The 21,918-nt window shown below is 30.8% G+C and carries 17 protein-coding genes; 7 read left to right on the plus strand and 10 right to left on the minus strand.

The features are described from left to right. Nucleotides 1-42: 42 nt before the first annotated feature. From WG951_RS14360 to WG951_RS14375, 4 genes are all read right to left on the minus strand, one after another. Nucleotides 43-639: a SprT-like domain-containing protein gene (locus WG951_RS14360; protein ID WP_105047636.1), complete on the minus strand. Its 597-nt coding sequence runs from the start codon at nucleotides 637-639 to the stop codon at nucleotides 43-45. A 12-nt stretch (nucleotides 640-651) separates the two neighbouring features. Next, nucleotides 652-1,332 (minus strand): SDR family NAD(P)-dependent oxidoreductase, encoded by a 681-nt coding sequence (locus WG951_RS14365; RefSeq protein ID WP_105047637.1) that lies wholly within the window; start codon nucleotides 1,330-1,332, stop codon nucleotides 652-654. Between the two features lie 62 nt (nucleotides 1,333-1,394). Continuing rightward, nucleotides 1,395-2,912 carry a choice-of-anchor Q domain-containing protein gene (locus WG951_RS14370; protein WP_105047638.1) on the minus strand — a complete coding sequence of 506 codons (1,518 nt, stop codon included), beginning with the start codon at nucleotides 2,910-2,912 and terminating at the stop codon, nucleotides 1,395-1,397. 115 nt (nucleotides 2,913-3,027) lie between these two features. Next, complete coding sequence (locus tag WG951_RS14375) at nucleotides 3,028-4,071, minus strand: glutaminyl-peptide cyclotransferase (protein WP_105047639.1); 1,044 nt, start codon at nucleotides 4,069-4,071, stop codon at nucleotides 3,028-3,030. Nucleotides 4,072-4,334: 263 nt separating this feature from the next. Between WG951_RS14375 and WG951_RS14380 the strand changes: the two genes are divergently transcribed. The 3 genes from WG951_RS14380 (at nucleotide 4,335) to WG951_RS14390 (ending at nucleotide 7,354) form a co-directional block, all read left to right on the plus strand. Further along, nucleotides 4,335-4,586 (plus strand): type B 50S ribosomal protein L31, encoded by a 252-nt coding sequence (locus WG951_RS14380; protein ID WP_036822520.1) that lies wholly within the window; start codon nucleotides 4,335-4,337, stop codon nucleotides 4,584-4,586. 271 nt (nucleotides 4,587-4,857) lie between these two features. Next, nucleotides 4,858-6,369, plus strand: a complete 1,512-nt coding sequence (locus WG951_RS14385) for an FMN-binding glutamate synthase family protein (protein ID WP_105047640.1) — start codon at nucleotides 4,858-4,860, stop codon at nucleotides 6,367-6,369. 16 nt (nucleotides 6,370-6,385) lie between these two features. After that, on the plus strand, nucleotides 6,386-7,354 hold the full coding sequence (locus WG951_RS14390; RefSeq protein ID WP_105047641.1) for a YpdA family putative bacillithiol disulfide reductase: 969 nt from the start codon (nucleotides 6,386-6,388) through the stop codon (nucleotides 7,352-7,354). An 87-nt stretch (nucleotides 7,355-7,441) separates the two neighbouring features. Here WG951_RS14390 and glgP read toward each other — a convergent pair whose 3' ends face one another. Together glgP and gcvP are read right to left on the minus strand one after the other, a co-directional pair. Beyond that, a complete protein-coding gene (glgP, locus tag WG951_RS14395; protein ID WP_105047642.1) occupies nucleotides 7,442-9,082 on the minus strand; it encodes an alpha-glucan family phosphorylase in 1,641 nt (546 codons plus the stop codon). Between the two features lie 307 nt (nucleotides 9,083-9,389). After that, a complete protein-coding gene (gcvP, locus tag WG951_RS14400) occupies nucleotides 9,390-12,275 on the minus strand; it encodes an aminomethyl-transferring glycine dehydrogenase (RefSeq protein ID WP_105047643.1) in 2,886 nt (961 codons plus the stop codon). A 188-nt stretch (nucleotides 12,276-12,463) separates the two neighbouring features. Between gcvP and WG951_RS14405 the strand changes: the two genes are divergently transcribed. The 3 genes from WG951_RS14405 (at nucleotide 12,464) to WG951_RS14415 (ending at nucleotide 16,146) form a co-directional block, all read left to right on the plus strand. Continuing rightward, a complete protein-coding gene (locus tag WG951_RS14405; protein ID WP_105047644.1) occupies nucleotides 12,464-13,285 on the plus strand; it encodes a UbiA family prenyltransferase in 822 nt (273 codons plus the stop codon). Nucleotides 13,286-13,426: 141 nt separating this feature from the next. Beyond that, a complete protein-coding gene (serA, locus tag WG951_RS14410; RefSeq protein ID WP_105047645.1) occupies nucleotides 13,427-15,319 on the plus strand; it encodes a phosphoglycerate dehydrogenase in 1,893 nt (630 codons plus the stop codon). Nucleotides 15,320-15,327: 8 nt separating this feature from the next. After that, entirely contained in the window at nucleotides 15,328-16,146 is an 819-nt protein-coding gene (locus tag WG951_RS14415; protein ID WP_105047646.1) for a M23 family metallopeptidase, read from the plus strand. Nucleotides 16,147-16,461: 315 nt separating this feature from the next. On the opposite strand, the gene WG951_RS14420 is transcribed toward WG951_RS14415, so the two are convergent. The 4 genes from WG951_RS14420 to WG951_RS14435 all read right to left on the minus strand — a co-directional run bounded on the left by WG951_RS14420 (nucleotide 16,462) and on the right by WG951_RS14435 (nucleotide 20,543). Further along, nucleotides 16,462-17,139, minus strand: coding sequence for a YiiX/YebB-like N1pC/P60 family cysteine hydrolase (locus WG951_RS14420; protein ID WP_105047647.1), 678 nt, complete (start codon nucleotides 17,137-17,139; stop codon nucleotides 16,462-16,464). 150 nt (nucleotides 17,140-17,289) lie between these two features. Then, on the minus strand, nucleotides 17,290-18,588 hold the full coding sequence (locus WG951_RS14425) for a Fic family protein (protein ID WP_105047648.1): 1,299 nt from the start codon (nucleotides 18,586-18,588) through the stop codon (nucleotides 17,290-17,292). Between the two features lie 154 nt (nucleotides 18,589-18,742). Then, nucleotides 18,743-19,324 (minus strand): hypothetical protein, encoded by a 582-nt coding sequence (locus tag WG951_RS14430; RefSeq protein WP_105047649.1) that lies wholly within the window; start codon nucleotides 19,322-19,324, stop codon nucleotides 18,743-18,745. A gap of 31 nt (nucleotides 19,325-19,355) precedes the next feature. After that, entirely contained in the window at nucleotides 19,356-20,543 is a 1,188-nt protein-coding gene (locus tag WG951_RS14435; RefSeq protein ID WP_105047650.1) for a C40 family peptidase, read from the minus strand. 99 nt (nucleotides 20,544-20,642) lie between these two features. Here WG951_RS14435 and kynU point away from each other — a divergent pair, with 99 nt between their 5' ends. Further along, nucleotides 20,643-21,905: a kynureninase gene (kynU, locus tag WG951_RS14440; RefSeq protein WP_105047651.1), complete on the plus strand. Its 1,263-nt coding sequence runs from the start codon at nucleotides 20,643-20,645 to the stop codon at nucleotides 21,903-21,905. Nucleotides 21,906-21,918: the final 13 nt, after the last annotated feature.

Consider the following 21,918-nt stretch of genomic DNA (forward strand, 5'->3'; position numbering starts at 1 on the left):
TATTGAGTTTCTTATAAAATAAATTCAGAAACCGTAATACTTTTAGTCGTTTTTATAGAATTCTATTTCTACATTCTGATTGAATAAATACACCTTATTATTACTCATATTTAAACATTCAAAACGTGTTCTGCGTTTATTACCTCTTTTGTAAATAGTATTTTTAAAGACAAACAAACTTCCAAAAGGTATTTCGAAAATAAAATTCTTACCAGTTTCGGCTACATTTCCTCTTAAAGCTAAAGATAAATCTACATCAGCATCTGTACTTGCTTTTGGATTTTTAAAATACTTGGCTAAATAAGGAAGCATTTCCATTGGGTAAATTTCTGGACGTAAAAATGGCAACATTAAATGCTGAAAGATCATTTTCCATTCTTTACCATGTGGTTGTACTCTTCCAAATTTTTGATGTGTTACGTGATGCGCAATTTCATGCACTAAGGTTAACAAAAATTGATATTTGTTTAGGTTGTTGTTAACGGTTATTTGAAATTGTCCGTTTGGTAGTTTTCTAAAATCGCCATGTTTTGTTTCTCTCTGATTTACAATTTTTAAGGTAAAATTATGATCATTGATCAGGAATTCTATAAAAGGAATTGCTTTTGGCGGAACGAAATTTTGATAATTAGAACTCAATTGATACGCTTTTTACGGATTTGTAGATGAAACTTGTAATACTTTTCCGTTATAATACTTATTACCTGTTAAAGAAAAATCAAAGATATAGTTTGCCATTTCTGTAGCTGATATTGGTGCAACGTATCCAGGAAAAGCTTCTTCTAACATTTCTGTTTGTACAGCACCTAAAGCCAAAACATTAAAAGCTATTTGTTGTTCTTTGTATTCTTCTGCTAGTAATTCTGATAAAGTAATTACAGCGCCTTTGGCGGATGAATAAGCAGCTAAACCAGGAAATTTTAAACTTCCTTGAATTCCGCCCATAGAACTAATTGTTACCACATGACTTCCTTTCTGTAGAAATGGAATCATTAACTTGGTAATTTCCGCAACAGCAAAAACATTTACTTTATAGACTTCTAAAAAATCATCCGAAGATAATTCGGTAAAAGGTTTATTGATTAAACTTCCAGCGTTATTGATTAAGATATCAACTTGCTTCCAGCTTTTTTTGATGAAATGAGTTACCTTTTCTAAATCTGAATTTATTGATAAATCAACAGAAATTATCGTAATATTTTTATGATTAAAGTCTAAAAGTGGTTTTGTATTTCTAGATAAGGCTAAAACTTGATGCCCTTTTTCTGCAAATTGTTTGGCAAGTTCAAAACCAATTCCTCGGCTTGTTCCTGTAATAACTACATTTTTCATTTGTAAAAATTTAAAGAAGCAATTTACTTAAAATAATTAGGATACAATTAAAAGAATAGAAGTTACTCTTCTTTCTCAAAAACAATATGTTGGTATGCACCAATATCTGCATTTGTAGTTCTGTCTACACCTAAAATATCCGTAGTAATACCAGTTGATTTTGCCTTGTTAATAGCGTCAGATTTTTCGCCAATAATAAAATCATTTTTTTGAGTATTTCTAAAATCAGCGTTTCCATTTAAAATGATGTCTTGGTAAGAAGTACTGGTAAAATCTAAGGCTTCATTGTCTATAAAAGAGTCATTAGTATCATTAAATTTAATCATAGAGTTGCTAACATTATAATTAAATATTCCGCCACCATCTACTTTGTCTAAAACAAACTCTATGTTATTATTTCCATCAAAAATACAATTGGTAAAGTTGGCAGCCTGTAAATTTCTGGTTTCAATTATCTCTTGTCCAGAAGCATCTGTATAGGTAAAAAAGTTATTTACCAAAACAGCAGGTAATTGACGTAAGCCATTGTTCCAATAGTTGGCAAATGTAGCATGCGTAAAATTATAAGTACCGCCAACAGTTGCCGCTAAAGAAACCTGACCTGCAGAACCAACAACCACGTTGTTTGCTTCTATATTGGTTTCTCTACCTAGAATTCCGTAGCTAGAATGATTGTAAATTTCTGTGTTTTGTAGTTTTAGAGTTGGGGTAGAAGGTGTGCCAATACTATCAACCAAAACACCAATAATTCCATTTTTAATAATAGCGTGGTTTATTTCATTGTTTTTGCTTCCTGCACGCATCCAAATAGTTCCCCATTGTCCTGCAGTTTCACTAAAAGAATGCTCTAACCTGTCACCTTCAAAAATTACTTTATCAGAAAGTGTTCCGTTTACCTTTAGGGTTCCTTTATCATCTACAATTAAACCAGAATTATCATGAAAATAAACTTTTGCTCCGGCTTCTATGGTTAATGTTTTGTTAGCTGGTACTGCGGCAAAACCATAAATAACGGTTGGTTTTACATTTGTAAAAGTTAATTCGGTGTTGGTTAAAAAACGACCTTTTAAAGTTGTAGGCTCTCCGTTTAAAGTTAAACTATCTATTTTCATAGAGATTGCATCTTTACCAGGATAGATAAAGTTTGCATCTTGTACTAAAGTAACTAAATCTACCTTTTGTTGGTTGGTACCGTTATCAAACAAAATCTTGTCTGTGTATAATGGATTTACAACATTGTTAGCATCAATAGTGGTTTCTACAAAAATAAAAATACTGTCTTTAGCAAGAATATCAATGTTTTTAAAATCTTTACCTGGTATTCCGTCTACATTTAATCTGTAGTTAGAATTTGTGCCGTTTTCTAATTTAATTTCTGGAATTGTAATAGCATTGCTTCCACGATTATAAACCTTTAAATTGTATGTTGATGAACCAATATTTGTAAATACTGTGTCTAAAAAAACGGTGTCTTTAGAGAATTCTAATGCACCAAAACTTGGCGTTGTATTAAAATCTTTTCTACAAGAACTTACAGAGATAAAGGCAATACAAATAATAAAAGAAATAAAGTAACGCATATATTTAGTTTCTGTTTGCTCGAGTGCAGTTAAGAGATTGTATTAAGGTCTCAATTACGCTCAATCTAATGTTATTATGTAATGATCTAAACAATAGAACTTTTAATTAATTCAATTATTGTTTTTTAATTAATTCAATTTCAAATAATTTACCCCAATGTTTACCAGTTACAAAAAGGCGGTTGTTTTCTTCATCAAAAGCAATTCCGTTTAAAACTTCGTCTTGCGGAACTAACTTCTGTGTTTTTTCCATTTCTGTTTTTAAAGATTTTAAATTTGCAATACCTTCTACAACACCCGTTTTTGGGTCTATAATAACAATAGCGTTTTGCTGATATTTGTTGGCGTAAATTTTTCCGTTAATCAATTCTAACTCATTTAAGTTATCTACCGCGTATTTATTAGTGTAAACCTGAATCGATTTTTGTTCTTTTAAAGTCTCAGGATCTAAAAACCAAATTTTAGACGTACCGTCAGATTTAATTAGTTCTTTTCCATTATGTGTTAATCCCCAACCTTCTGCACTATTATTATAGGTAAACTCTTTTTCTTGTTTAAAGGTTTCTAAATTATATACAAATCCTTTTTTAGCCTGCCATGTTAACCAATATATTTTGTTATTAAAAATGGTCATTCCTTCTCCAAAATATTTTTTATCTAAATCTACGGATTGTACAACTTTACCTGTTTTAATTTCAACCTTTCTTAAAGTAGATTGTCCTCTACGACCTGTAGTTTCATATAAAAAACCATCATGATATTCTAAACCTTGTGTATACGCAGTTTTATCATGCGGATATTCATTTACAATATTGTATCCATATACTACAGGCGCTTTATCAGCTAAAACCTCAAAAAAGCTATTTTCTTTTTTTGTTTTTTCAGGATAAAAAACCAATGCAGAAATTTGATGCTTACCAACACCTAAATCTGTTGTGTTAATAGAAACTGTATTTCCTTCAGAAGAAATTTCTTTACCATTCACAAAAAACTGAACACTATTTATCGGTTTGTCTTCTTGTTCTTTAAGAGTTACATCAATATTAGAATTTAAAGCAACTTGTTTTTTATGATTTAGGCTGAATTTATACACATCAGAACAAGATGTAATTAGCAGAAAACACGCTAAAAAAGCAACAAATAAAGTACTATTTTTCATTTTTAAATTTTTTATATTTAATTTTTAGTCTTTTTACGAATTAAGTAAAGTGATGAAAAACCACTATTTATAGGTAAAAACAAGTGTAAAAGTAACTATTGTGATGGTTAGACCAAATAAAAACAAAATATTTATTTGTTAATTAAAAAATATAGTTAAATTTGCATCCTCAAAATAGTAAAAAACAACTATTTAGAGAACAGAGTGAGCTTTACCAACTTTACTCATGCAAACATAACATTAAAGTATTAAAATATAATAAAATGAGAAAAGGAATTCATCCAGAAAATTATAGAATGGTAGCATTTAAAGACATGTCTAACGAAGATGTATTTTTAACACGTTCTACTGTAGACACTAAAGAAACATTAGAAGTTGATGGTGTTGAGTATCCTTTAGTAAAATTAGAGATTTCAAGAACATCTCACCCATTTTACACTGGTAAATCTAAACTTATTGATGCTGCAGGACGTATCGATAAATTTAAAACGAAATACGCAAAATTCAAAAAATAATCTTTTTAGAATTTTCAACATATTTAAAACTCCAACATTTATTTGTTGGAGTTTTTTTTGCCATGTACTTAATGCTGTATTTCATTAATTTAAGAACTCAGTTTGTCTGTATATGGGCGTTCCCTAAAGGTCAGGCTTTTCGCTATATCTTTTTGCAGAAAAAGCAAAAAGGATGCCGCTGCAATCCTTAACGCAAACTATTTGTAAGGCTAGTGCAAAATATCGTACTAAATGACTATTTTTAAAGTCTTTTTTAAATAACCATTATATAATGAGAAATACCATACTTTCTGTTTTTATAGGAATCACTATTTTATGCGGAGTTTTAGTTTACTTTATACCCCAAACAGGAACCATCATTTTAGTCTCCATTTCTGGATTACTTACCTTACTTGCAATTTACGATAGTTTACAAACTACGCACTCATTATTAAGAGCGTTTCCAGTAATTGCAAGATTACGTTGGTTTTTTGAAGATGAAAGAGATAAAATTCAACAATATTTTATAGAAGATAATTTAAACGGTACACCCATTAATAGAGAAAAAAGGAGTATTGTGTATCAGCGATCTAAATTATCTAAAGAAACCGTTCCTTTTGGTACACAGCATAATGTATATGCAAAAGGCTATGAGTTTGTAAAACATTCTTTATTTCCTAAAGATCATCATCATATAGCAGGAGAAAGAATTGTTTTTGGTTCTGATAAATGTACTCAAAAGTATGAAGGTTCAATTATCAATATTTCTGCTATGTCTTTTGGCTCTTTGAGTAAAAATGCAATTATGGCATTAAACCAAGGAGCAAAAATGGGTGGTTTTGCTCATAATACAGGAGAGGGAGGAATATCTCCTTACCATTTGCAAGGTGGAGACGTTATTTTTCAAGTTGGTACAGGGTATTTTGGTGCAGGAAAATCAGTAGATGGAAAACGTGTTTTTGATGACGAAGTTTTTAAATCGAATGCAACTCGTACAGAAGTAAAAATGATAGAAATTAAGTTTTCTCAAGGAGCAAAACCAGGTCATGGAGGAATTTTACCTGCCGTAAAAAACACAGAAGAAATTGCGAAAATTCGTTCTGTAGAGCCTGGGACACAAGTAGATTCGCCTCCAGGTCATTCTGCATTTTCTAATTATCAAGAAATGATTGTTTTTATACAGAAAGTACGAGATTTATCTGGCGGTAAACCCGTAGGAATTAAATTTTGTGTGGGTAATAATGAAGAAATAGAAACCATGATGCAAGCATTTGCAGATGCCAATAATTACCCAGATTTTATTTCTGTAGATGGAGGAGAAGGTGGTACTGGTGCTGCGCCAATGGAATTTACAAATTATATTGGTACGCCACTTGTAGAAGGATTGGTTTTTGTAAATAAACTTTTAATAAAGCATCAATTAAAAGATCAAATTAAAATTATTGCTTCTGGTAAAGCTATAGATGCTTTCGATATTATAAAATACTTGTCTTTAGGAGCAGATGCAGTGGGTATGGCAAGAAGTTTTATGTTAAGTTTAGGCTGTATACAGGCAAGAGAATGTAATTTAGATACTTGCCCTGTTGGTGTTGCTACGCAAGATGATGATTTGGTAAAAGCATTGGTGGTAGAAAAGAAAAATGTACGTGTTAAAAATTACCACCATAAAACTATTGAAGCTGTAAAAGAAGTTGTTGCAGCTATGGGAGTGGCTTCTATTGCAGACATAAAAGCAAACCAAGTTTTTAGACGTAGAAAAGACGAAGAAGTGGTAAGTTTAGAAGATATTTTTTATAAAAATTAAGAGAGTATTTATTCCTATGAGATATTTTGATATTGTTATTATTGGTGGTGGACCCATTGGCATTGCTTGTGGTTTAGAGGCTCAAAAAAAAGGATTGTCTTATGTAATTATAGAAAAAGGACCTATTGTTAATTCGGTATATAATTATCCTGTAAACATGCAGTTTTTTTCTTCTTCAGAAAAATTAGAAATAGATGAAATTCCGTTTATTAGTAAAGAAGCAAAACCCAGAAGGAGCGAAGCTTTAGAGTATTATAGGCGAATTGCTACATCAAATAAATTGAATATTCATTTATTTGAAAAAGTAACTTCAGTTTCTAAGACAGCAAATGAGTTTACTGTTGTTTCTGATAAAAATTCATACAAGTCTGCAAATTTAATTATCGCTACGGGCTTTTACGATATTCCGAATACATTAAATGTGCCGGGAGAAAATTTATCAAAAGTGTCTCATTATTATAATGATCCACATTTTTATGCAGGACAAAAATTAGCGGTTATTGGAGCAAGTAATTCGTCTGTAGATGCGGCTTTAGAATGCTATAGAAAAGGAGCAGAGGTTACTATGGTTATTAGAGGTGCAGAAGTAGGGCAACGTGTAAAATATTGGGTGAGACCAGATATCATCAACAGAATAGAAGAAGGTAGTATTAAGGTTTATTATAATACTACAGTTAAAGAAATAACTAAAGATACTATTGTTATAAATAAAAAAGAAGGTGTAGAAACTTTGCAAAACGACTTTGTTTTGGCGTTAACTGGTTACAAGCCAAATTTTACACTTTTAGATGAAATAGGAGTTTCTTTTTCTAAGGATGAAAAGAAAATTCCTACGTATAATGATAAGACTATGGAAACCAACGTGAAAGGTGTTTATTTAGCGGGAGTTATTTGTGGAGGAATGGAAACTCACAAATGGTTTATAGAAAATTCTCGCATTCATGCAAAAATGATTATTGCAAATGTTTTAAAGCAGAGCGTATAAGTAAAGTGATATAAATTAAAAAAAGCCCAAACAGTTAATTGTTTGGGCTTTTTTTAATTAATCTTTGTCGACTTAAGTTTAGTTTTTCTAAAATAATTTTTTATAATAATCATCAGCCATTCTTTGGGTTGTAAACTCAGGGATAACATCATCCATGGCTTTAAAAACTATTTTTTGCCAAGTTTTAGGAGCGTCGTAATACGTAGGTAAAACTTTGTTTTCTAAAATATTGTATAAATTATCGGTGTCTATTTTATCTTGCTCGTATGTTGGTAAAAGATGATCTAGTGCAGGCAATACAAAACAATTTTCTTCATCTTTTTTAAATTCAGGAATCCAACCATCATCCGTAGATACGTTTACAGAACCATTCATGGCTGCTGTCATTCCACTTGTACCAGAAGCTTCACGTGTAATTCTTGGCGTGTTTAACCAAACATCAGAACCGCATTTTAATTTTCTAGACAAGCCTATTTCATACCCTATTAGCACTGCTAAATTAGGTTCTTGTTTAGATTGATATACTAAATGGTTAAAGGTGTCTATGGCACCATAATCAAACGGATAAGGTTTTCCTGCCCAAATAATTTGTACAGGGTATTTTTCATTATGAATTAACCTTTTAAAACGATCGTAATCATGTAAAAGTAAATCAGCTCTTTTATACCCTGCAAAACGTCTAGCCCAAACTATGGTTAACACATTAGGATCTAGTTTTTTTCCAGTTTGTTTGTAAACTTCTTCAAAAAGTTCGCTTTTTAACTGCGATTTTTTATTTTTATAGGCAGTAGCATTTCCTTTTTTCCAAGACTTTTTAATGGTTTCATCTTGCCAAAATTTTTGATTTTGAGCATTTGTAATCGGAATGATTTCACAAATACCTTCGTAATCTTTCCACATATCGTTGGCAACGATGGCGTGAAGTTTAGATACTCCATTTGCTTTTCTAGCCATTCGTAATGCAGCAATGGTATAATTAATCATACCGCCGTTAACCATTTCTTTGTGTAATTCTTCTTCAGAAAGTGTTCTTCCAAAGAAGCCACATCTGTTTAAATGACGTGCATCTCGTTCTTCGTTTCCTGCTTTTTCTGGCGTATGTGTTGTAAATACCATTTGTTCTTTGGTAACGCCTTTGTCTCTTAAATAATAAAAAGCAGGCAAGGCATGTCCTTCGTTTAAATGATAGGTATCTGCGCCTCCTAAAATTTCTACTACCTTGGCACCAGCAATTCCTAAAACAATACTTTGAGAGATTCTTGTTACTTGGTTTTGGTCATACAAATGGTTGGTTATGGTTCTAGACAAGTGGTCATTTCCATCTACATCTGTACTTAAAAAATACATAGGGACCGTGCCAAAAACCTCTGGTTTTAAAACATAAGCTCTTACTTTTACATTTGGGTTGTCGTGTAGTTTTATTTCTACTTCAATCCCTGTATATTCTAAAAAGTCGAAATGTTTTTCATTAAACTCTGTTTTTAAAGTTTGGTCTTCGTTTCTTGCTTGGTCGTAATAGCCATATTTCCATAGCATACCAATACCAATCATATTTTGTTTTAATTCTAATCCAGAACGCATATGTGAACCTGCTAAAAAACCCAGTCCTCCAGAGTAAATATTAAAAGCTTGGTCAATTCCAAATTCCATGCTAAAATAAGCTACTTTCTTTTTATATTTTGTAGCAGGTTTGTATGGATGATACCATTTACTATATATATGTTCCATAAAATGTGTTTTAATTTTAAAGACTAAATGTAAATAAAATGCACAACTAATTATATGACGATAACAATAATTTTATGTGAAATTTTTAATTTATAATGTTTATAAATTTAAGGTAGTTTGTTTACTTTTAGCTTTTTATGATAAAAATCATTTCTAGTTGAAAAGTTGTTGTTAATTAGAGTTTAAAAAAATATGAAAAAATAAAAATACAAGATAAATAAAAAAAAACCGTTTCCTAACCCTGAAAAAAAATCAGTTTAAGGAAACGGTTTTAACTATTAAAAACTATTAGTTTAATAAATGTTATTTAAATATAATCTTCAATTGGGATACAAGAACAAATTAAATTTCTATCTCCAAAAGCATCATCAACTCTTCTTACAGTAGGCCAAAATTTATTTTCAGCAATATAGTCTAACGGAAAAGCTGCCTGTTTTCTAGTGTATGGTAAGTGCCATTCATCGGCAGTTAACATTTCTTGTGTATGTGGCGCATTTTTTAAAGGATTGTTATCATCACCTTTGGTGGCATTTTTAATCTCTTCACGTATAGAAATCATGGCATCGCAAAAACGATCTAATTCAGCAAGACTTTCAGATTCTGTAGGTTCAATCATCATAGTTCCTGCAACAGGGAAAGAAACAGTTGGAGCATGAAAACCATAATCCATTAAACGTTTTGCAATATCTACCACTTCAATTCCGTTTTGTTTAAAATCACGACAATCAATAATCATTTCGTGAGCTGCTCTATTCATTTCGCCAGAATACAACGTGTTGTAGTTTCCGTGCAAACGCTCTTTAATATAGTTGGCATTTAAAATAGCGTTTTTAGTAGAATCTGTTAATCCTTTTGCGCCTAACATTGTAATATATCCGTAAGAAATTAAACACACTAAGGCAGAACCCCAAGGAGCTGCAGAAACGGCAGTAATCGCATTTTCTCCTCCAGTAGCAACTACTGGGTTTGTTGGTAAAAACGGCACTAATTGTGGCGCAACACAGATTGGTCCTACACCAGGTCCACCACCACCATGTGGAATTGCAAATGTTTTATGTAAGTTTAAGTGACAAACATCTGCACCAATAGTTGCCGGATTTGTTAATCCAACTTGTGCATTCATATTTGCACCATCCATATAAACTTGTCCGCCGTTATTATGAATAATTTGTGTGATTTCTTTAATAGCTCTTTCGTACACTCCATGAGTAGAAGGGTAGGTAACCATTAAAGCAGCCAAATTATCTTTATGTAAAATTGCTTTAGCTCGTAAATCTTCTACATCAATATTACCTTTTTCATCGGTTTTGGTAACGACTACTTTCATACCAGCCATTACTGCAGAAGCAGGATTTGTACCGTGTGCAGAAGCAGGAATTAAACAGATGTTTCTGTGAGAATCTCCATTTGCTTGATGAAAAGCTCTAATTGTCATTAAGCCTGTAAATTCTCCTTGTGCACCCGAGTTTGGTTGTAAAGAAGTGCCAGCAAAACCCGTAATAACATTTAATTGATGTTCTAATCTTTTTAAAACTTGTTGATATCCTTCAGCTTGATTTAATGGCACAAAAGGATGAATATTTCCCCATTGAGGGTTGCTTAAAGGCAGCATTTCTGAAGCTGCATTTAGCTTCATAGTACAAGATCCTAAAGAAATCATAGAATGATTTAATGATAAATCTTTACGCTCTAATTTTTTAATATAACGCATCATATCTGTTTCAGATTGATACGTGTTAAATACATCGTTTTCTAAAAACGGTGTGTTTCTAATTAAGCTTTCTGGTATAACTTCAAAATCTGCATTAAAAGATTCTTGAGTTAAAATTTGATGAAAGTCGCCTACACTTTCTGCTTCCGAAGAAACAGGTTTCTTTTTAAGTTGTCCAAAAATAGTAAACAACGTCATTAAGTCTTTTTGTGTAGTTGCTTCATTTATAGAGATAGAAATGTGTTTTTCATCTACATAATTAAAGTTTACTTTAAAAGATTCTGCAATCGATTTTAATTTAATACAATCGATTTCTACTAATAAGGTGTCAAAATAAGAGGTGTTTAATTGGTTAAAACCTGCTTTTTCTAAATAATCTGCAACTAATTTTGTTTTGTTGTGTACAGAATCCGCAATAAATTGCAATCCTTTTTGACCATGATATACAGCATACATACCAGCCATAACAGCCAATAAAACCTGGGCAGTACAAATATTAGAAGTCGCTTTTTCTCTTTTAATATGTTGCTCTCTTGTTTGCAATGCCATACGCAAAGCACGCTCTCCGTTTTTGTCTTTAGAAACCCCTATAATACGTCCAGGAATACTTCTTTTATAACAGTCTTTTGTAGCAAAATAACCAGCATGAGGACCTCCGTAACCTAACGGAATACCAAAACGTTGTGTAGTTCCTACTACAACATCAACACCAAATGCTGCAGGCGCTTTTAATTTTACAAGTGATAAAATATCAGCAGCAACCGCTACTTTAATATTGTTTTCATTTGCTTTAGCAACAAACTGTTCATAATCATAAACCTGACCATGTTTTCCTGGGTATTGTAAGATTGCTCCAAAAAATTCATCAGAAAAATCAAACTCTTCATGGTTACCAATTACTAATTCAATACCAATAGGAGTAGAACGAGTTTGTAAAACAGAGATGGTTTGTGGTAAAATTTCTTCAGAAACAAAAAATTTGTTTACACCCGCTTTCTTTTGTGCTCTTTCTCTAATATCATACAATAAAGCCATTGCTTCTGCAGCAGCCGTACTTTCATCTAATAAAGATGCGTTTGCCAATTCCATTCCGGTTAAATCACAAACCATTGTTTGAAAATTTAACAATGCTTCTAATCTACCTTGTGCAATTTCTGCTTGGTAAGGAGTATAAGCAGTGTACCAACCTGGGTTTTCTAAAATATTACGCTGAATTACACTTGGCACAATAGCTTCATGATATCCTAAACCAATATAACTTTTAAATACTTTATTCTTTTCAGATAATTCTTTAATATGTGCTAAATATTCATATTCGCTCTTTGCAGGCGCTAAATCTAACTCATTTTCTAAACGAATATCATCCGGAACGGTTTCGTAAATTAACCGTTCTAAACTTTCCGCTTTTATCGTTGATAACATTTTTTCTTGTTCCTTTTTATTAGGTCCAATATGTCTGTTTTGAAACAAATTTGTATTCATTAACTAAAGTTTTATTTATGCATATTTCAATCGTTTTAGATGTTTGTTGTAAATACATAAAAAAGATTGATTTTTTCTGCAACAAAAATAAGAATTTTACAAGGTTCTAAGTTTGTTTAAAATTGATAAAAGTTAGTTAATTATCAACCAAATTTAAATGTTATGAACATAAAAGCTATTTTTGTCAAATGAAATTCTTAAAAACGCTGTTCAATTTTTATTTAAATGCAAGTATACATGTTGCATTGTCGGTTTATGCGTTTCTAAGGATTACCGAAATTTATTTAGATCTTCCTTATAATAGTAATCTTAATTATTTTATCTTTTTTGGTACCATAACAGGGTATAATTTTGTAAAATATGCAGGAGTTGCAAAACTGCATCATAGAAGTTTGGCAAAAGGCTTACAGAATATTCAAGTTTTTTCGTTTGTCTGTTTTATAGCACTGTGTTATTTTACCTATCAAGTGCCTTTACCTACGTTATATTACGCGATTCCTTTTTGTTTGCTAACCGTATTATATGCGGTACCTTTTTTAAGTGGGTTTGATAAAAATCTAAGAGAAATCAGTTATTTAAAAATTATTGTTGTGGCTTTAGTTTGGGCAGGATTTACAGTGTTAATTCCTGTAGTTGATGCAGAAAAAGAAATTTCTTTAAATGTACTTTTATTAATGTTACAACGATTTTTAATTGTGGTAGTTTTAATATTGCCTTTTGATATTAGAGACGTTATGTACGATGCAATTTCTTTACAAACAATTCCTAAAAAAGTTGGAGTTGAAAAGACCAGAAAATTGGGCCTTATGTTGCTTGTTTTTGCTTTAGTGTTAGAGTATCTAGTTGCTACGGTTGCAGAGGTAAAAACCCCTTTTATGCTTTTCTTTTTTCTGTTGGTTATTTTCTTAATGAGAGCTAAAACTACACAGTCTAAGTACTATAGTTCTTTTTGGGTAGAATTGTTACCTGTTGTTTGGTGGGTGTTTCTTTTAGGATATGATAATTTTTAAGGATGAAAAGGTCTTATTATACAAAAATTTTAAAATTATCAGAATAAATAAAATAGATATCATAAAACTTTAAAATAGCTTCTTATTTCCCTACTATATTTGTAGATTTACTCACTTAAATTCAACCAAGATTCTTAAGTAATGATTAGTACAAAAAGAAATTATATTTTCGATTTTGACAGTACCTTAACTAAGGTAGAAGCATTAGATGTTTTAGCAGAAATAACATTAGAAAACAATCCTAAAAAAGAGGCTATTATTCAAGAAATAATAGACATTACCAATTTAGGAATTGATGGTGAAATATCCTTTACAGAATCTTTAGAAAGAAGAATAAAGTTATTAAAAGCAAATAAAGCAGATTTATCTAATTTAATTGCAGCTTTAAAAAAACAAGTATCAAAATCTATAGAAAGCAATAAAGAGTTTTTTGAAAACTATGCAGATGATATTTATGTGATTTCTTGTGGTTTTAAAGAATTTATAGATCCTATTGTAGCAGAATACAATATACCTTCAGAAAGAGTGTATGCAAATACTTTTGAGTTTGCAAAAGATGGTGAAATTATTGGTTTCGATGCCAACAATCCATTGTCTCAACACAACGGAAAAATAAAGTGTTTAAAAGACATGAATCTCGAAGGAGAAATACAAGTTATTGGTGATGGGTATAGTGATTATGTTACTAGAGAAGCTGGTGTAGCAGATAAGTTTTTTGCTTACACAGAAAATGTTTCTAGAATTAAAACAACAGAAAACGCAGACCACATTGCCCCAAGTTTAGATGAATTTTTATACGTTAACAAGTTGCCAAGAAAAATATCGTACCCAAAGAATAGAATTAAAATATTATTATTAGAAAATGTACATCCAGATGCTTTTAAAAAGTTATCTACAGATGGATTTTCTGTAGAAACAGTTTCTAAAAGTTTGTCAGAAGATGAGTTGATAGAAAAAATAAAAGACGTACACGTTTTAGGTATTCGTTCTAAAACAAACGTTACGCAAAAAGTAGTAGACGCTGCAGATAAATTAATGGTAGTTAGTGCATTTTGTATTGGTACCAAACAAATAGATTTAGAAGCGTGTAAAGAAAAAGGAATCGTTGTTTTTAACGCTCCTTACAGTAATACACGTTCTGTTGTAGAATTAGCTATCGGAGAAATTATTATGTTAATGCGTAGTGTTTTTCAAAGAAGTACAGAAATTCACAATGGTCAATGGAATAAAACGGCAGAAGGTTCTAGAGAAGTTCGTGGTAAAAAATTAGGGATTGTTGGTTATGGTAATATTGGTAAGCAATTATCAATTTTAGCAGAAGCTTTAGGTATGGATGTCTACTATTATGATGTAGAAGATACATTAGGCTTAGGTAATGCCACTAAAGTAGATAAATTATCAGATTTATTAGCACTTTCCGATGTGGTTACTCTACACATAGATGACAATGCTGCAAACAAAAACTTTATAGGAGAAACAGAAATTTCTCAAATGAAAGATGGCGCAATTTTAGTCAACTTAGCAAGAGGTTTTGTGGTAGATATTCCTGCTTTGGTTGCTGCTTTAAAAAGCGGAAAATTAGCGGGTGCAGCAGTAGATGTGTATCCTTCTGAGCCAAGAAAAAATGGTGAGTTTTTTACAGAGTTACAAGGATTGCCAAATGTAATTTTAACACCACACGTTGGTGGAAGTACAGAAGAAGCGCAAAGAGATATAGCAGATTTTGTACCAAGTAAAATTATGGCGTATATTAATTCTGGTAATACTGTAGACGCAGTAAACTTTCCAAATATTCGTTTACCTAGACAAACAAATGCACACCGTTTTTTACATATTCATAAAAATGTGCCAGGTGTTATGGCTAAAATCAATAAAGTTTTAGCAGAATACGAGCTAAACATCAATGGTCAGTATTTATCTACAGATCCAAAAGTTGGGTATGTAATTACAGATTTAGATAAAGAATACAACAAAGAAGTTTTAGAGGCCTTAAGAGAAATTGAAGGAACCATAAAATTTAGAGTTTTGTATTAATGTAACAAATGAATAAATATTTATATATTTTTATTTTATTGATTTCTTGTAATTCCTTTTCTCAAATAGATTTTAAAACCTATTTTAAAAAAGCAGAAAATGGGTTCGAGTTTCTAGCAGATAATAATGAGTTTTGTCCGGTTTCGGTAGAAGTAGAATTAGAGTTGGTAAACTTATCTACATCAAACGGAAACTTTAAAACTTATGTAATTCCTGCAAGAACAAAAGGCTTTGTAATTACTACGTTAAAAGCAATAAAAGCAGGTAGATATAAATATAATTCAAAAACCAGATATAATTACGGAGACCTTGTTGCAAAAGATACCGTTGCAGCAGCAGAGTACATTTACAATCTTCCTTTTAAAAAAGGAAAAAAGTTTAAAGTGTCTCAAGGCTATAATGGTATAGAAACGCATCAGAAAGTAAATGCAATAGATTTTACCATGCCAATTGGTACAGAAATTTATGCAGCAAGAGAAGGCGTTGTTATTAAAGTTGTAGATACTAACACAAAAACATGCGTTACAAAAGGATGTTTAGAGTATAATAACGTAATTTTAATCTATCATAACGATGGTACAATTGCAGATTATTCTCACATTAACACCAATACAGCAGTCGTTAAAAAAGGCGATAAAGTAACAAAAGGTCAGTTAATAGCAAAAAGTGGAAATATTGGTTGGTCATCTGGCCCACATTTACATTTTGAAGTTTTTAAGCAAGAAATTCTCAAGCGAGAAACGCTTAAAACCAAGTTTAAAATTAACGACGGAACGGAAGCGCCTATTTACTTAGAAGAAAAAGTAAAATACCTTAGAAAGTATTAATTCACTTTATAAAATAACAACACCCTTCAGGTTTTTAAATTTGAAGGGTGTTTTTTTTTGAAGCTATTTCCTGCTTTCACTACTCGCTTTTTTTATCCTAAAAAGGAATAAAAAAGAGCTCAAACAAACCGCTCAATCAGGGCTAGACTAGTTTGATAAATGTTGTCATCTCGAGGAACGAAGCAATCTGTCTATAAAAGAACAAATCTTTTTTCACTTAAATTGGGTAAGAAACACAAAATGTAAAAAAGAAGATTAAGTGATTATTTTGTGCGTTATTGGCAACAGTAATTGACAACAAACAACTTTTATACTTTATTCATTCTCATAATCATGCACAAATTTAATACGAGGGCTGCTAGCCATCAAATTAGGATTTGTACCTTCAATACCTTCCGGAATTGGTTGGTTACGTGTTTTGTAATAAGTTTTCCAACTAGGCATTGGGGTTCCTGTACTGTCGTTAAACGTCATTGGGTGCGTAAGAAAAGGAATAGCATCTGTTGGTAAATCTTGAGAAGAAAACATTTTATAAACTAATTCTGAGCAATAATAAGAGTTGTCATCCCATAAAAAAATCTCATCATAAGGCGTATTTATTCTTTTTACTCCATACGCTATTGCATTATCTATGTAAGGTTGATAATAGTTATCTAGTCTTGCAACCGTTGTGGCAGATTTGTTAAACTTATTTTTATTTCTGTTCAGAAACTTTACTAAAGGAGTTTGAGAAACTCCCTCTTCAGGAATCGCCTCTATTACAAACCATTTTCCATCTTTTTTCATTGCCATACCAACATGCGAATAGTTTTTAGCTAATGAAGTTGCAGTTACATCTTTAATGGCATTATCAATATCGCCAGTTCCTGTATTTTGAAACAGTAAATCACCTTGTTTTAATTCAAAATTATTTTTGTTTTTATTGTTCTGACAACTGAACAAAACAATAGAGAGTAAAATAGGGATGCAAGTTTGCTTTAATGTTTTATGCATGGTTATTTTGTAATTTATTTTTTAGAATGTTTTTAAATTGTAGTAAACGTTTTTACGCACAAAAATCAGTAAGTAAAAACTAGATTTAAAATTTAAAAAAAAAATACACCATAAGGTAGTTGTTAAGGTGTATTGTTGCGAGTATTTTTTTTACAATTTTAATTTTTTTATGATTTTATCAAAATTTTCGGATTTAATAAAATTTTGTTTTTTCTTATTTACTTGTATTATATCAAGAAACCCTAGTTTTACTAGTGTTTTTAAATCTGATCTAGCAGTAAAATTAGAAACATTAAACCTTGTTTCTATTTCTTTATTACTTAATACTCTATCGGGGTCACCATTTAATAATTTGATTATTTGAGCTGTCCTCTCATTTATTTCAGGTATTTTCATGAATTTAGCTGCCTGAAAAACTTCTTTTTGTTTTCTGTTAATGTATTCTTTTAAAGCTTCATAGGATTTCTCCATTGTTTTAATGTGGTATGTAATAAAGTAGCTTAAATCATTGTCGTCTAATTCGGTATATAAATATGATTTTTCATACTGATTTTTTGTGTCTTGAATTATCTTCGAAATAGACAAATATTCTGTTAACCAATAGCCTTTTTTTAACATATACCAATAAAATAAAGCTCTAGCAGTTCTTCCGTTTCCGTCTGTGAATGGATGGATCCAACCAATCATAAAATGAATAATACAAGCTTTTATAATGGGATGTATAAAATCTGTTGTATCGTTGTTAAAAAAGGCACATAACTCATCAATTAGTTTTTCTAAATCCTTTTTTAAAGGAGGAGTATGAACAATTTCTCCTTTTGTATAATCAACAACATGAACATCATCATTCTTTCTAAAAGCACCTTCTTCATTAGAACTATCTAACGTTCCATTAGAAATTAGTTTATGTATGTATAGAATATTTTCTGTGGTTATATCTTTCTCTTTATTTTGAACAATATATTTCATTGTTATATAATTGTTCATGATCATCAGTTCAGATTTACTTTTAGGTTTTTTTTCAAGCTGAATCATTTCTTTAGCCTTTTTTCTTGTAGTATTTGCTCCCTCAATTTGGCTACTAGAAATAGATTCTTCTATTAATGAACTAATTATATACTTTGTTTTGTCAGTTTCTGCTATTCCTATATTACTACCAAGCGTTCCGCCTATATGCATATCAAATTTATGTAAAGCTCTTTGCATAAAATCTGTAACAATAAAAGAAAAGGAATAGTTTCCGAATTTAACGCTATTGGCTTTTAATATTCTATCTAGTTTAACTGCGTTCCATAGTTTATTTGCCGAATATTTTTTTGATTTGTATTTAACTTTATCCCAATAAAGGTATTCATCTTGAATACTTTTTAGAATTCCATTCGATCGTAATTCTACCATTAAAGAAATGGTATCGTTGTCTTCTTTGTATTTTGGAGCTTTTTCTATCATACAATACAAATATATAGATAAAATAGCGAGAATATTCGATAACCTCGCTATTTATTTTAATTACGCCTAACGTATTTGTTTATTGAAAAGTTGCTTTTTGGGTAAAGTAAAACATTAATTTATCAATTTTTATAAATGGTGTTCGCTTTCGTGTTTACTTGATTAGTCTATTTATTTTGTATTCATTTTTCTTTTCATTGTAAAAATTGATATCAATTAAATTATTATTCAATAACCAATTTATTTGTTCGATAAAAGTTTCTTCAGGAATATCAAAATCTACTCTAGCATATTTTTCAACTAAACTCTTTTTTGATTTTTCAATTAAAACTGAAGCAAATTTTTCAACCTCACTTCTTGAAGGGGAATCTAAGTAAAAAATTAGATTTCCATGAGTTGTGCTAATAGTTAAAGTATTATTCATAGGTGCTTTTAAAGCAATAATTCCTAAAAAGAGCATGAAAATTCCTCCCCAAATAATTACGTCTTTTTCTCCATTAGGATTTCCCTCAATAAATACTCCAACCCAAGATAAAGTTGCAATTAAAATAAATGCAATTCCAATAATATTGACTCCTTTTTTTGAATGTGTTTCAATTGTTTTGTGATGAGCAATATTCTCAATATCAACAGACCATTCTTTTGCACTTAAAAAACTTTTTTCTTTGATAAATAATTCATTACCAATTAATTCAAATTCTTTAGTCTTTTCTCCTCGTTTTTGTATTAATTTCATTGTTAAACATATTTAAACTAACGTATAGCTCTTAACGTTTTATCGCATCTTTCAAGTCAACAATCATTTTGTCATCAACATTAAGATAACGCTTACTACCTAAATACCTGTTTTTATTAAATGCATCATAATTAGGTTCTTTAGAATCCATAGAGCTTACATGTACATTTCCAGAAGAATGGATAAATTCCATTTTGTCGTTTCCTAACCAAATACCAACATGCACAACACGTTGTTTTTTAGTTGCTGTAGCTTTGGTACCAAAGAACAATAAATCACCTTTTTCTAAACCTTTAAAATTTAAATCAGTGTCAACAATTTTACCAGCGTTAATTTGTTGAGAAGCATCTCTAGGAATGATAAAACCATTCATTAAATACACCATTTTAGTAAAACCACTACAATCCACTCCTTTGCTAGAAGTTCCACCCCACAAATAAGGCAAGCCCATCATTGTTTTTGCAGTAGTCTCAATATTTTCTTGAGAAACTGTTAAGTTTTTAATCCAAGAATTATAAAGAATAGCTTCGTCTTTTTTAATAAACCCAATTCTATTATCAGGATATTTTACTTCATAAAAATGATCATCTTCAGAAATATATTGTAACAATCCGCCTAGGGTAATATCAGAAACAATTTCGGAGTTAATTGATTTATCAGCATACACAAATCCAAAATTTTTGGTAAAAATTACTTTTTTAGAAGCGTTCCAAGTATCAAAATCTTTTTTATTCATTCTTGTAATTCCGCCTTTATCTACCCAAGAAATATAATTATCCGGAGTTTGAACTCTGTAAAAATCACCTTTTTTATCCAACACTTTTAAAGACATGCCTAACAAACCTTGCGTACCTAATTCAGCAGAATGTTTTGGATTAGAACGAATGTTAATGACCGAATTTCTAGCAACTGCAAATTGTAGGTTTCCTACAGCAGTATCAGGTAAAACACGCACATTATTTGTAAAAGTTAACTGTCTGTTTTTTAAACTATCTAAAAGTATAGAAAAAGCTTTTTTAGATGTAGTTTCTCCTTCTAAAATAAGTTGATCATCTGCTATTTCAAAATTAATATCAAACAGTTCCACTCTTTTGTCCGGAGCAAATTCTGTCTTTAAATGGGTGTGCATATTTTGAATTTCGGTAATTGATTTTGCTTCATTTTTACAAGAGATAAAAAGAATTAAAATTAGTAGCGTAAAAGGTTTTATAATTTTCATTAATAAAATATTTTCAGCTAAAGTACAAAAAATCAAAACTCAAAAAATTGAATTCTCAATAGGATTGTTTTATATTTGGAGACACTCATTTATAAGCTGATGAAATATCAAAATAATTTAGAATTTGCCAAACAGCAAGATAAAGAAGATCCACTTGCTCCTTTAAGAAATCAATTTCACATTCCTAAAGATAAAAACGGAAACGATTGGTTGTATTTTACAGGAAACTCTTTAGGATTACAACCCAAAGCTACCAAAGAATATATCAATCAAGAGTTAGAAGATTGGGCAAATTTAGGAGTAGAAGGTCATTTTGAAGCAAAAAATCCATGGTTAAATTACCATGAATTATTAACTGATAAGATGGCAAAAGTAGTGGGCGCAAAACCTGTTGAGGTTGTTGTAATGAATACATTAACAACCAACCTTCATTTGCTAATGGTTTCATTTTACAGACCTACCAAAACAAAATATAAAATTATAATAGAATCGGATGCTTTTCCTTCGGATAGATATGCAGTACAATCTCAATTAAAATTTCATGGTTTTGATGATGAAACCGATTTAATAGAATGGAAACCAAGAGAAGGAGAAACCTTATTAAACATAGAAGATTTAGAAACCATTTTAGAGTTTGAAGGAGATGAAGTTGCGTTGCTTTTAATTGGTGGCGTAAATTATTATACAGGTCAGTTTTTAGATTTAGAGCGAATCGCTCAGATGGGGCATGCTAAAGACTGCATAGTAGGTATAGATTTAGCACATGGAGCGGGAAATATTCAGCCAAATTTACACGATTCTGGAGTAGATTTTGCAGCTTGGTGTACCTACAAATATTTAAATGCAGGACCAGGAAGTTTAGCAGGATTGTTTGTACATGAAAAACATGCCAAGAATAAAAAATTACCGCGTTTTGCAGGTTGGTGGAATCATAACAAAGAAACACGTTTTAATATGCGAAAACCTTTTGATGTGATGGAAGGGGCAGAAGGTTGGCAGTTATCTAACCCACCAATATTATCTATGGCAGCAATTTTAGCGTCACTAGATATTTTTGATAAAGTGGGTATGGACGCTTTGCGTCAGAAATCAGAAAAACTTACAGGTTATTTCGAGTTTTTAATTAATGAAATTGGCTCTGATGATATAAAAATTATTACCCCTTCAAACCCAAAAGAAAGAGGTTGTCAATTATCTATTCAAGTTAAAAAGGCCGATAAAAGTTTGCATAAAAAACTAACAGAAAACCATATTATTACAGATTGGCGAGAGCCAGACGTTATCCGTTGTGCACCAACTCCTTTATATAATACTTTTGAAGATGTGTACAGAATGGTTTCAATTTTAAAAGGATTGTTATAATAATTAAAAATGT

Source organism: Polaribacter butkevichii (assembly GCF_038024105.1).
Lineage (GTDB): Bacteria > Bacteroidota > Bacteroidia > Flavobacteriales > Flavobacteriaceae > Polaribacter > Polaribacter butkevichii.